The sequence below is a fragment of the Echinicola sp. 20G genome, assembly GCF_015533855.1.
Classification (GTDB): domain Bacteria; phylum Bacteroidota; class Bacteroidia; order Cytophagales; family Cyclobacteriaceae; genus Echinicola.
The window spans coordinates 509,371-521,823 of record NZ_AP024154.1; the positions used below are offsets into that span (position 1 = coordinate 509,371).

Sequence of the window (12,453 nt, forward strand, 5' to 3'; positions counted from 1 at the left end):
TTTGAACTTTATAGAAAACGCTGAGCATATGACATTTACGAAGTTTGTAAAAACAATTTAACAAACTCATATCATATGAATACGCTAACAAAAACATCCACAGACTGGATCAAACTCAGTCATGAACTAGGGCAAAAATTTGCTCAGAGAGCAGCCTATCACGATGAGCAAAGTCAATTCGTTTCAGAAAATTACGCAGAGCTTAAATCACACGGTTATTTTTCTGCTATGATCCCTACCGAACTTGGTGGATCAGGGGTTTCTTTTGAAAAAATGGCTGACATCATCCGCATACTTGCCCACTATTGCGGCAGCACTTCCTTGGCATTTTCCATGCACCAGCACCTTGTTGCAGCGAGTATCTGGAAATATAAGCATAAAGGAATTGGCGGACAGCTTCTTCAAGACGTAGCTAATCACCAATTGGTATTGGTAAGTACTGGGGCCAGAGACTGGTTAAGATCCAATGGGGAAATGATTAAGGTAGAAGGCGGCTACTTGCTATCTGCCAAAAAACATTTTGCCAGTCAATCTGCTGAAGGAGATATTGCCATTACCAGCGCCCCATTTCTCAATGAACAAGATGAGTGGCGAGTACTTCATTTTGGCGTACCTTTTTCAAAAGAAGGCGTGAGTGTCACAAATGATTGGGATGTATTGGGAATGAGAGGAACCGGTTCTCAAACCATCATTTTTGACAAGGTTTTCATCCCGGAAGAATCCATCGCTTTGGATAGGGCCAGAGACCCATTTCATCCAGCGTACAACCTGGTCCTGGCAGTGGCCATGCCTTTGATCATGTCTACTTATGTAGGACTTTCTGAACAAGCCATGGATATCGCCATTTCAATTGGGAAGCGGTATGCTAAACAACAAGCTCACCTTCCATACATCATTGGAAAAATGAACAACACCTTGACAGCTGCGAAAAGCCAAAGAAATGCTATGGTAGCCCTGAACAATAATTTTGATTTTGACCTGTCGGAAGGCATGAGCATTGATATCCTGAGTTTAAAATCCAATGTTTCTACTGCCTGTATGCAAACTGTCCAGGAGGCCATGGAAGCTATAGGAGGCCAAAGTTTTTACAAAAAGAATGAACTAGAAAGGATTTTCAGAGATGTTCAAGCAGCACAATTCCACCCACTTCCACAATGGGAACAGTATCAATTTACTGGTGAAAGAATCCTCAATCAATAACCACAAAACTGATGAAGTATAGTGTTAAAGAAAAACAGCAAAGGCTTGCTGAAATATACAGCAGCGACGCCTCCAAAGCCTGGATCACTGACATGGCTGTGATCCAAGGGCAAGACCTTCATGACCCCTTTCATAATACCGTCATCATCAATGAAGAAATAAAAATTCCATTCCGAGCAGGAGTTCATCATGCAGTGGGTGGGCTCAACGATCTTCCCAACCCAGGCGATCTTCTTTGTGCTTCGTTGGCTGTTTGTTTTGAAAGTACATTGAGAATGATTGCGAATAGATTAAATATAAAATTGCTGAAAACATTGGTAAAGGTCACTGCAGAAGTAGACGTGAGAGGCACCTTGGTTTTGGATAAATCAATCCCAGTGGGCTTTCAAAAAATGACCATTGCCCTCAATATTGCTACAGATCGACCAGACTTTGAACCTACCTTAATCAAAGCAACTGAATATTCCTGTATCGTATACCAGACTATCCGAAAAGGCATTCCTATTGAGGTGATAAACCAACCTGTTTTGGAACCGGTCTCCTGAAACTACATGATTACCTCCTTTACTCAATGATCGAATAATGGGGGTAATCATTCCAATCCAACCTCTTGTGATTACTTAATTTATTATATTAAAGATCAAAACCTTATTATTTTGATCTCAATATGTAATCCCATTTTCCTATGGAAAAAAACATGGTAAAGCTTGCTCATAAGCAGTTGGAAAACCCATCTCCTTCCAAACTAGAGAAGTATTTGGGTGAATTTGTATATGGGGGAATAGATGGTTGTGTGACTACTTTTGCCGTGGTAGCAGGATCTGTTGGAGCAGGATTGGACAGCGCCATTATTATCATCTTGGGCTTTGCCAACTTATTGGCAGATGGATTCTCCATGTCAGTGGGAGCCTATCTATCCTCCAAATCTGAGCGAGACAATTATTCCAAACACCGCAAGCGAGAATATTGGGAAATCAAACATATGCCTGAAGATGAAAAAGAAGAAATTCGGGTTATCTACCAAGAAAAAGGCTTTGAAGGAGAATTACTCGAACAAGTAGTAGAAACCATCACCAGCGACCGGGATCGCTGGGTGGATGTTATGATGAAGGATGAGCTAGGGATGATGAAAGACCATAAGTCACCTTTGATCATTGGTTTTGTCACTTACATCTCCTTTATTTCCATTGGTCTAATCCCCCTAATGCTTTATGTCTGGGATTATTTCCAGCCGATTGACCAAGACTTATTCCTGCTAACTTCATTGCTCACGGGACTTGGGTTTATTATTATTGGCTTACTCAAAACCTATGTCAACGAAACCAAAATGTGGAAAGGGGCACTGGAAACCCTATTTCTAGGCGCCATTGCAGCAGTAGTTGCTTATTACGTAGGGGATATTTTAGAGCAGCTTCTTACCAAATAATAAATGCTAAGAAACAGCCAACGCCAATTTCACACCTCTTAAGTTAAGATTGGTAAAGAAGGATATATCAGCCACAAAGATTGAGTGTGGGCTTTTTTTGATACCTTTGCATGTTGGTCACTTCCATTATCAAACGATGCTTTTTTCCTACAGCCAAAAAAGCTCCCAAACTCCTAGGATTTTGTTGATTTAAACACAAAAATGGAAGTTATCTACTACTATTATCATACATCAATGGAGAATCTTTGAGATGCTCCCTATATCAAAAAGCATGAAATTTGACGACCTGAGGATCATTCCTCCTATATTAAAAGCATTAAAAGAAAAAAACTATTCCGAGCCTACTTCAATCCAAGAGCAGGCCATTCCATTGATCCTAAATGGAAATGATGTCTTGGGATGTGCGCAAACCGGGACCGGGAAAACCGCCGCTTTTGCGATTCCAATTATCCAACACATCCATCAAGCACCCTATGCGGCTGACCCCTGGCCTAAGATTCGCTCCTTAATTGTGACGCCTACCAGAGAGCTTGCCATCCAAATCGGAGAAAATATTGATCAATACGCCAAACATACCAAAGTCAAGCATGCGGTAATATTTGGTGGGGTCAAACAAGGTCAACAAGTAGAAAAACTAAAAAAAGGAGTTCACATATTGGTCGCCACCCCAGGAAGACTACTTGACCTCATTGACCAAGGACATATCAGCCTGAAATCCATCGACCTGTTTGTGCTGGATGAAGCTGACCGAATGTTGGACATGGGATTTATCAATGATATCAAGAAATTGTTGAAAATCTTGCCTACCAAAAGACAGTCTCTCTTCTTCTCAGCCACGATGCCGGATAATATTTTGAGCTTGTCCAAACAGATCTTGCACCAACCTCAAAAAGTAGAGGTTACCCCTGTCTCCAGTACCGCAGAGACCATTCAACAATACATTTACTACACCAACAAAAGCAGCAAAAAAGCCCTTCTTCTACATATTTTGGAAGAAGAAAAGATGGACCAAGTGTTGTTGTTCTCAAGGACCAAACATGGTGCAGATAGGATTGTCAGGGACCTTAAAAAGAAAAACATACATGCCGCAGCAATCCATGGCGACAAGGCCCAAAACCAAAGACAAAAAGTCCTCAAAGACTTTAAAGGAGGCAAAATAAGGGTATTGGTAGCCACAGACATTGCTGCCAGAGGCATTGATATCGATAAGCTTAAATATGTAATCAATTTTGACATTCCTGATGCGGCAGAAACTTACATTCACCGTATCGGCCGATCTGGTCGTGCAGGAGAGGAAGGCATTGCCATTTCCATGAGTGAGCCGGAAGAAAACACTTATGTAAAAGACATTGAAAAGCTTGCCAATAAACGCATCAAAGTCATCGAAAACCACCCTTTCCCCCAAACGGAAAAGCCGATGACTGCCCAGCAGAGGAAGGAATTCAATAAAGAAAAACAGAAACGCAAACAAGAGTTCTTTGCTAACCGCAAAAAGAAGCAGGGCGGAGGTTCTGGTAGGAGATAAATACCACTCCACCTAATCCTTGTAAAATAGGAAGGACCAATCCAGTTGGGATTTATTAAACAACTGAATTGGTCCTTTTTCTATTTTCAGTCTTTGACTTCCTAGATTAACCTAAGAGAATTTCAGGAAAAAATATTACCTTAGGTTGAGCTATTAAAAACCTATGCAGCAAGAAGAAGGAGACATTTCAACCATCTTATCCTCCCTCCAAGAATCCTGGAACAATTTTTTAGAGAATATTCCTGGAATCATTCTGGGGCTTGTCATTATCATCTTGGGCTATCTCATTGCCAAAAAAATCGGTACACTCACCCAGCAAAAAATCTCCCGAAAATCCAGCGACCCTTTGATGAGTAAATTCTTGGGCAATGCGGTCAAGCTTGGTTTATTTACATTGGCAATCGTTTGGGCCATGAACATTGCCGGGCTTGGGGCTGTCACCACTTTCTTGCTGACCTCCTTGGGAGCTTCTGCGATTATCATTGGCTTTGCTTTCAAAGACATCGGTGAAAATTTCATCAGTGGCATCATCCTCGCTTTTAACCGTCCCTTCAATGTCAACGATACGGTAGAAATCGGTGAACTCTTTGGCAAAATCAAATCACTGGAATTCCGGTACACTAAACTAAAGACCTTTGATGGCCGTGATGTTTATATTCCCAATAGTGATGTGCTCAAAAAACCAGTTATCAACTACACTGAGGATGGTTTTTTCAGATGGGATTTTGTGGTGGGCATTGCCTATGAAGATGACGTGGATCGAGCCAAAACCATCATCATGGAAACTGTCAACAGCCATCCTTCCATTGTGCAGGATGGTGTCCATGAAAATTACGTCGCAGAAGATGCCTTGGCCACCAGCACTGTAAACCTCAAAGTCTTTTTTTGGGTGAACACTTTTGAATTCAGAAAAGAGGCCGTTATGGTCAAAGGAGAAATCATCAAGCGTGTCAAACAGGCATTAGAGGCCAATGGATTCTCGCTGCCAAGCGATATTATTGAAGTGAAATTATACGGCAGTCAAAAAGAGCTGCCTATCAAGCTGCTGAAAGACGAAAACGGCAAGTCAACTTAAAATATAAACTCATTTTGATTGAAATAAAAAATCCCATTGCTTCAAACGCAATGGGATTTTTTCACTGTTTGGAGAACAAAAGCAATTGGCTTTAATTGACCAAAGCTTCTGACTTTTTACCTTCTACGAAGTCACCAAAATCAGCATATTGTTGATACAATTTTTCGTACACTTTTACATTTTCCGCAATAGGCTCATAGACTGCATCGAACCCATTGGTCATCGCAGCAATTGCTGCTTCGGTGGTGGGATGAACCCCTGCAGCTACGGAGGCATACATGGCTGCCCCTAAAGCAGGAGCTTGATCAGATGTGGCAATTTTGATTGGCATATTCAATACATCCGCCATGGTCTGCATGACCAATTTGGATTTCTTCGCCACTCCACCCATACCGATCACAGCATCAATCTGTACCCCCTCCTCTCGGAAGCGGTCAACGATCTTTTTCGACCCGAAGCAAATAGATTCTACCAGCGCTTTGAATACCCGCGCTGCGTCTGTTCCCATACTCAATCCCATCAAAGCTCCTTTTAATCCTTGATTGGCATCAGGCGTCCTTCTGCCATTTACCCAATCCAAGGCTATAGGAGCAGTTTCTTTTAAAGGGATTTTCAATGCTTCCTCAGATAGTTTGATCAGCAACTGGCTGTCAATTTCAGCTATTAATGCTTCCTTTTGCTTATCGTCTAATAATTGACTGTCTTTGATCAGTTCTGCCGTGGGTTTTACCACCAAATTCTTGAACCAAGCCAAGACATCTCCAAAGCCAGACTGTCCCGCTTCCAAACCAACCGTACCGGGAACTACAGAGCCATCCACTTGACCGCAGATCCCCTTCACCAAATTATCTCCAATAGCATCATAAGAAGCCACCATGATATCACAGGTGGAAGTTCCCATTACTTTGACCAAAGTGTTCTCGGTCACTTCTCCTCCAACAGCTCCAGCATGGGCATCGAAAGTTCCTACAGCTACCACAGTATCTGTGTTTAAGCCCAATTTCTCCGCCCATTCAGCACTTAATTTCCCTGCTGGTAGATCAGAAGTAAACGTCTCGGTATAGAGCCTGTCCCTCAAGTCAGCTAACCTTGGATCCAATTTGCTCAGAAACTCTTTGGGAGGCAATCCGTTCCAGCTTTCATGCCATAAGGCTTTGTGCCCCGCCGCACATCTGCTTCTCATAAAGGTCAATGGATCGTCCGAACCAATCAATTCGGCTGTAATTACATCACAATGCTCCATCCAAGAGTAAGCTGCCTTGGCCACTGCCTCATCTTCTCTAATGACATGCAGTATCTTTGCCCAAAACCACTCTGAAGAATAAATTCCACCTTCGTACTTGGTGTAATCTTCCCCTCCCCATGTTCTCGCCAACTCATTGATTTCATCGGCCTCTTTAATGGCAGTATGGTCTTTCCAAAGCACCATCATGGCATTTGGGTTTTCTGCAAAAGCAGGCGTAAATGCCAACGGCTTTCCCTTTGAATCCACCGCCATGGGTGAAGAGCCGGTTGTATCTACACAAATCCCTTTAATTTGAGAGGCAGGAACAGCAGACTCTTTTACCACTTGCGTAATGGTTTCTTCCAAACCCTCCTGGTGATCCAATGGGTGTTGGCGAAATTGGTTGTGCACCGGATCGCAATATTTTCCTTCTTTCCAACGTGGATACCAGAATACATGACTGGCCTTCACTTCACCGTTTGCCGTATTGACAATCACTGCCCTGACAGAATCAGAACCATAGTCCAGGCCAATGACAAAATTTTCACTCATGGTTTTATTTTTTGAGATTATTACCAATTGATGGATAATAGATGAATCATTCCTTAAGCGTTTCCATCTACTTACTGATCCAAATTAACCTATTTTACACGAAGTACTATCACGGACTTTGCTGGTACTTTTACTTTAAGTACATCCTTACTCCATTTATAGTCTTCAAAATCCTTGATGCTCACTACTTCTTTTTCCTCGAAGGAATTATGGGCATTGAGCGCATCAGCAGTTAAATACCTACCGCTTACGTCTTTGGCATCTGTCCCATGAAGGAATACATCCAAATCTATGGCCTTGTCCGGGTCTATGTTTGCAATGCTGATATTTACTGTTCCATCTTCGGAAAGTGAAGAGGAAACATTCAAGGCTTCCATCTTGGTATTTCCAGCTTCCACCAGATCGGACTGAACGAAGCTAGGCAATAGCGTAGCGTCCATGTGTGGCTTATAAAGATCAAAAACGTGATAAGTCGGGGTAAGCAACATCTTATCTTCCTCGGTCAGGATCAAAGCCTGCAATACATTAACCGTTTGGGCCAAGTTAGCCATATGTACTCGATCAGCATGTTTGTTGAATGTGTTAAGGGTAATGGCCGCTACAAAGGCATCCCTTAAAGTATTTTGTTGGTACAAAAAGCCAGGGTTCGTGTTAGGTTCTACATTATACCAAGTCCCCCATTCATCCACGATCAACTTTACTCTTTTTCTTGGATCATATTTATCCATGATGGTCTCATGACGTGTCAACAGTTCATCCATAAATGCAGCTTTTTCTAGGGTCACTAGATACTCTTCTTTTGAAAAGTCTGTAGAAGATCCTTTATCACCCCAGCTACCCGGAACCGTGTAATAATGTAAAGACATTGCATCCATCATGCGCAATGGGATCTTTTGCATCAGCACTTCTGTCCAATTGTAATCGGTAGAATTGGCCCCTCCTGCTATTTTATATAGCCTTGCTCCCGGATAATCTCTGGCAAATGTAGCATACCTCCGATATTCATTAGCATAGTATTCGGGGGTCATGTTTCCACCACATCCCCAACTTTCATTTCCCACACCCCAGTACTTGATCTGCCATGGCTCTTCTCTTCCATTCTTCTTTCGTAAATCTGCCATTGGACTTACTCCATCGAAGTTGATATATTCTACCCATTTTGACATTTCTTCTACTGATCCGCTTCCGACATTTCCAGTGATATATGGTTCAGTTCCTAAAAGTTCTACAAATCCAAAAAATTCATGGGTTCCGAAAGAGTTGTCTTCTGTGACGCCTCCCCAATGCGTGTTGATCATTTTTGGTCTTTCACTTTTCGGACCAATGCCGTCCGTCCAATGGTACTCATCAGCAAAACAGCCTCCAGGCCATCTTAAATTGGGGATATCCAGATTTTTGAGGGCTTCAAAAACATCCTTTCTATAACCATTGATATTTTCAATTTCCGAGTCTGGCCCTACCCAAATTCCTCCATAAATACAACGACCTAGGTGCTCGCTAAAGTGACCATAAATATGCCGGCTTATTTGTGTCTTTCCTTGATCTGCATTGATGACCAGCTTGTTTTGCGCCAATACTGCGAAACCAGATAGGAGGAATATCCCCATAAAAAGTCCGCTAAGTAATGTTTTCTTCATGATATTAAGAGGTTTATTGATTATTAAGTGTCTAAATTACATTTTTTATTTTAATTGAAAAAGTACTCTTCAGAGCACCATTCAAAAACAATAGGGATAGCTGTGTAAAATCACCCCATTAAATAGGCTTCGTAATTTCTATCAGCCTATTCCCTCAAGATCAAATTTTATAGACAATTGCAGCAAGCCATAACGATCAATTAATAGAAACCATAGGCCAGCCCTCATCATCCCAAGAAATGGACTTGATAAATAACCGTGGACGACCATTTTCCTGTGCATCATAGCCATGAAAAACCAAGTAGTCTTTGTCTCCAAAAGTATAGGTTGAATTGTGTCCCACACCATACCAGTTATCATTCCCCTCCAACAAAAGTGATCCTCCACCATTATACATACTTATCCCCTCTCTATCCAAATAAGGTCCTTTGATGTTTTTTGATCTTCCTACCACCATTTTATAGGTACTCTTTTCACCTCTACAGCATAGATCAAATGATACGAAGAGGTAATAATAACCATTTTTTTTAAAGATAAAGGGAGCTTCTGCTGCTGCATCACCCGGATCCCTTTCATCCAACTCAAAAGTTCTTTTTCTCCTGACCAAAGTATACCAATCCTCCGGCCCATTCTGCACTGAAAGTAAGTCTTCACTCAGCCTTACTAACTTTAAACCTTCCCAAAAAGAGCCAAAGGTCATCCAGTTATCTCCTTCCTCGTCAGTAATGATATTAGGGTCAATAGCATTCCACATATCACGACCCGGCACACTTTCAATTACAATCCCATGATCGATCCATTTGAAATCAGGAGAATCAGAATCAAGGGTCTTATTGGTGGCTAAACCAATCGCTGATGTGTTTTTTGCAAATGAAGAAACAGAATAGTATAAGTAATACTTACCTTGGTGATAGGAAATGTCTGGAGCCCAAATGTGATTTCTAAAATCTGGCACCACCTCCTTAGCCCAAGTAGGAGGCTCTGGAAAAACAGCATCCTGCCTTTCCCAATTCTCCATATCGTCAGAAGCCCAAACCGCTATTCCTCTACCTGTACAGAAAAGATAATAGGTATCACCTTCTTTGATCATCACTGGGTCGTGTACTGAAATTGTCTGAGCCATCAAGCTGAGAATTGCCCCCAAGGTCAATGTCACCGCTAAAATAATACTTTTCATAAGGATGGGTTTAAAGAGAAATTCAGCCCCTTAATCTCTAAGAGGCTGAATACTTCATATGGTCAAATAGGTATTTCTAACTACGGGAATCATAACCCAATATTCTCTACTTGAGAATATAATTGCTCTTGGATACCTACCGTCTTAAGTCCTACCCTAACATAAAGGTCACTTCTCCCAGCTAAGCCAGCAGGAATTTCTACATCCACACTTACCGGCGTTCCCAAGCTAATGTCACCTCCCGCTACAATAAAATTGCCTTCATTTCTCACCGCATCGGTAAGAGATGTTCTACCCATGTAGATTCCAGCAAATTCTAAGGCATTATTGGTATTGACACCATTGACAGTAAAGCCCACAGTCATTGTATTTCCATTTACTGAAAAGCTTGGAGTCGAAACAGTATAAAATGGATCCACTTCCACATCAATCATTTGGGAACCTCTCACTTGCACATCAATGGAATCCGTCCTGTCCAGCCAAGGACCATTGCCTCGGATAAGGGTCATTTTGTAGTCGCCGTCAAACAAAACAGCTGAAAAAGTACCGTCCTGAGACACATAAACCGGGATTTTCTGAAACAGGTCATACCCATGCTGCCAAAGTTCCAACTGAACACCTTGACTTCTTAAGCCCAAAGGCTCTCCTTCATATACTATTCTTCCGCTCAAGGTGGACTTAGGCTCTTCGAAGTTATCATAATCGCAGCTAATGGCCGCGAAGCCCAAGAAAAGCAGAAGGAATGATTTTATTATATTCAATTTCATAGTTTCTACAGTTTAGTGGAACGGATTTCTAACTAGTTTTGGATTGGCATCGATCAAGTTCTGTCCGATCAGCGAATAATAATTTCCCATCTGGAAGAATCTTGGTGCCCTAAACCTAGGCGCAACAGACCTCACATAAACATATTTACCGTCTCTCGCATCTCCAGGTCTAACCACCCTGTAAGGGTACAAACTATAAATCATGCTTTCAGAGTTATTGGTACTACCTGACCATTTTTCATGTGCCACCCTCCAGCGCTTATAATCCCAGACCACATGATCCTCAAATGCCAGTTCCACCCTTCTTTCATGACGGACATCCTCCATGCTTAGACTTGACAAACTATTGGCTCCAAAACCTGCCCTTTCTCTGAGGATATTGATATATCCCAGTGCTTCAGCAGACTCACCTAACTCTAGAGCTGCTTCAGCTGCATTTAGGTATATCTCACCGAGCCTAAACCTTACCCACCAGACTTCACTTCTCAAACCTCTTGTACTCGCTCCAACGGCATTATCCACGTATTTTCTAAGGTAAAAACCTGTATTAGACACTTCCTGAATGGAGCGGTGCGGTCCACCTGGTGCAGTTAAAATCCCTCCATCTGAATATTCTGTTCCTAGCCCATTGGATTCAACCACATCATAACCACTTCCATTCCACACCATGACTCCTGCTTGCATAAAGATTTCCTGTCCTCTAAAGGTGGAGCCCGGATAAATCACCGTTCCATAAAGCCTCGCATCTTTGTTCGCAAAAATATCTTCCAAATTGTCATAGTAAATAAAATCAGACCCATCTTCCGTTCTGATTCTCAACTCTCCAGAACTTCCATCCAAATATTCATAATCCTCCACCAAGCCTAAGCCTGGAGTTATACCTGAAGAACCCAAATTATCTTCCCTGGCCGACCTGGCTACGTTATCGTAGGTAAACCAGTGTCTCTTATCCGCAGCAGACAAGAAATCTTGTGCCCAAATCACTTCTGGATTTCCAGATTTTGAGATAATTGCCTCGTAGAAGTTTTCGCCTAAATCAGGGTTGTTGTTGTACAAGCTGTATCCGCCTTGTTGAATAATTTCCCTAGATGCCTCTAAAGAAGCTGTATAGTATGTATCGGCACGGCTAGCTGGTATTCCTACTTCCTCACCAGGCAAAGTGATCGGGGCAGCCATCTGTGAATTATACTTGGCCAATGATCCTGCATATAGCGCCGCACGGCTTTTTAAAGCCAAGGCAGTAAAACGATTGGCACGGGTATTACTCCCATCATTTCCAATCGTTGATATAATCTCATCGAGTTCCCCGATTACGAAGTCATAGACTTCCGCTTCAGTGTTTCTAGGGTATTGGAGGTAAGATGGATCTCCACTAAAGTCGTAAATCAACTGTTCTGTAATGATTGGAACCCCTCCCATTCGCTTAACGTGATCAAAATACACATATGCCCTGATAAACCTTAGTTCACTGATAAATTGGGTCACTTGATCAGGTGGAAGCTCTGATAAGGTTTCTAGTTTATCTATAGCCAAGTTAATGTCACGGATAAAACCGTAATCCCAAAGTCCCCATCGACCATAATCGTAAGTCACCAAATTGTTCAACCAGTCATTACCGGAATAACCAGACCACATGGCCTCATCATATGCCGCAAAGTCTACCCATCCCGTGGTAAGGGTGGTGTGTGCTGGCAGTCGGTCGTAATAATTTGAAAGAACGCCTGTAATCAATTTTGGGTCATTCCAAACCTGCTCATCTAAAAGGATGTTTGGTGGCTCTCTGTCCAACCAGTCTGTTTCGCAGGATGCAAAGACAAAACCGACCATGGCAACCACCAATATATTTAATTTCAATAGTTTCATTATTTC

Annotated in this window: 10 protein-coding genes; 5 read left to right on the forward strand and 5 right to left on the reverse strand. The window is 42.1% G+C overall.

The window, feature by feature from the left end:
• Positions 1–75: 75 nt before the first annotated feature.
• From JL001_RS02375 to JL001_RS02395, 5 genes are all read left to right on the forward strand, one after another.
• Positions 76–1,200 (forward strand): acyl-CoA dehydrogenase family protein, encoded by a 1,125-nt coding sequence (locus JL001_RS02375; protein ID WP_200974521.1) that lies wholly within the window; start codon positions 76–78, stop codon positions 1,198–1,200.
• 11 nt (positions 1,201–1,211) lie between these two features.
• Positions 1,212–1,745 (forward strand): OsmC family protein, encoded by a 534-nt coding sequence (locus JL001_RS02380; RefSeq protein WP_200974522.1) that lies wholly within the window; start codon positions 1,212–1,214, stop codon positions 1,743–1,745.
• Positions 1,746–1,897: 152 nt separating this feature from the next.
• Positions 1,898–2,626 (forward strand): VIT1/CCC1 transporter family protein, encoded by a 729-nt coding sequence (locus tag JL001_RS02385; protein ID WP_236252957.1) that lies wholly within the window; start codon positions 1,898–1,900, stop codon positions 2,624–2,626.
• Positions 2,627–2,897: 271 nt separating this feature from the next.
• Complete coding sequence (locus JL001_RS02390) at positions 2,898–4,151, forward strand: DEAD/DEAH box helicase (protein WP_200974524.1); 1,254 nt, start codon at positions 2,898–2,900, stop codon at positions 4,149–4,151.
• A 163-nt stretch (positions 4,152–4,314) separates the two neighbouring features.
• Positions 4,315–5,226 (forward strand): mechanosensitive ion channel family protein, encoded by a 912-nt coding sequence (locus JL001_RS02395; protein ID WP_200974525.1) that lies wholly within the window; start codon positions 4,315–4,317, stop codon positions 5,224–5,226.
• A 91-nt stretch (positions 5,227–5,317) separates the two neighbouring features.
• On the opposite strand, the gene JL001_RS02400 is transcribed toward JL001_RS02395, so the two are convergent.
• The 5 genes from JL001_RS02400 to JL001_RS02420 form a co-directional block, all read right to left on the reverse strand.
• Positions 5,318–7,003, reverse strand: coding sequence for a ribulokinase (locus tag JL001_RS02400; RefSeq protein WP_200974526.1), 1,686 nt, complete (start codon positions 7,001–7,003; stop codon positions 5,318–5,320).
• A gap of 89 nt (positions 7,004–7,092) precedes the next feature.
• Entirely contained in the window at positions 7,093–8,640 is a 1,548-nt protein-coding gene (locus JL001_RS02405; RefSeq protein WP_200974527.1) for an alpha-N-arabinofuranosidase, read from the reverse strand.
• A 196-nt stretch (positions 8,641–8,836) separates the two neighbouring features.
• Positions 8,837–9,817 (reverse strand): arabinan endo-1,5-alpha-L-arabinosidase, encoded by a 981-nt coding sequence (locus JL001_RS02410; protein WP_200974528.1) that lies wholly within the window; start codon positions 9,815–9,817, stop codon positions 8,837–8,839.
• Between the two features lie 89 nt (positions 9,818–9,906).
• Entirely contained in the window at positions 9,907–10,584 is a 678-nt protein-coding gene (locus JL001_RS02415; protein ID WP_200974529.1) for a DUF3823 domain-containing protein, read from the reverse strand.
• A gap of 12 nt (positions 10,585–10,596) precedes the next feature.
• Positions 10,597–12,447 (reverse strand): RagB/SusD family nutrient uptake outer membrane protein, encoded by a 1,851-nt coding sequence (locus JL001_RS02420; protein WP_200974530.1) that lies wholly within the window; start codon positions 12,445–12,447, stop codon positions 10,597–10,599.
• Positions 12,448–12,453: the final 6 nt, after the last annotated feature.

What these genes read in the sequence shown, in the direction of transcription:
- JL001_RS02375 (WP_200974521.1), top strand. Translation starts at nt 76, where the DNA reads ATGAATACGCTAACAAAAACATCCACAGACTGGATCAAACTCAGTCAT.
- JL001_RS02405 (WP_200974527.1), bottom strand. Translation starts at nt 8,640, where the DNA reads ATGAAGAAAACATTACTTAGCGGACTTTTTATGGGGATATTCCTCCTA.
- JL001_RS02420 (WP_200974530.1), bottom strand. Translation starts at nt 12,447, where the DNA reads ATGAAACTATTGAAATTAAATATATTGGTGGTTGCCATGGTCGGTTTT.
- JL001_RS02400 (WP_200974526.1), bottom strand. Translation starts at nt 7,003, where the DNA reads ATGAGTGAAAATTTTGTCATTGGCCTGGACTATGGTTCTGATTCTGTC.
- JL001_RS02415 (WP_200974529.1), bottom strand. Translation starts at nt 10,584, where the DNA reads ATGAAATTGAATATAATAAAATCATTCCTTCTGCTTTTCTTGGGCTTC.
- JL001_RS02410 (WP_200974528.1), bottom strand. Translation starts at nt 9,817, where the DNA reads ATGAAAAGTATTATTTTAGCGGTGACATTGACCTTGGGGGCAATTCTC.
- JL001_RS02395 (WP_200974525.1), top strand. Translation starts at nt 4,315, where the DNA reads ATGCAGCAAGAAGAAGGAGACATTTCAACCATCTTATCCTCCCTCCAA.
- JL001_RS02380 (WP_200974522.1), top strand. Translation starts at nt 1,212, where the DNA reads ATGAAGTATAGTGTTAAAGAAAAACAGCAAAGGCTTGCTGAAATATAC.
- JL001_RS02390 (WP_200974524.1), top strand. Translation starts at nt 2,898, where the DNA reads ATGAAATTTGACGACCTGAGGATCATTCCTCCTATATTAAAAGCATTA.
- JL001_RS02385 (WP_236252957.1), top strand. Translation starts at nt 1,898, where the DNA reads ATGGTAAAGCTTGCTCATAAGCAGTTGGAAAACCCATCTCCTTCCAAA.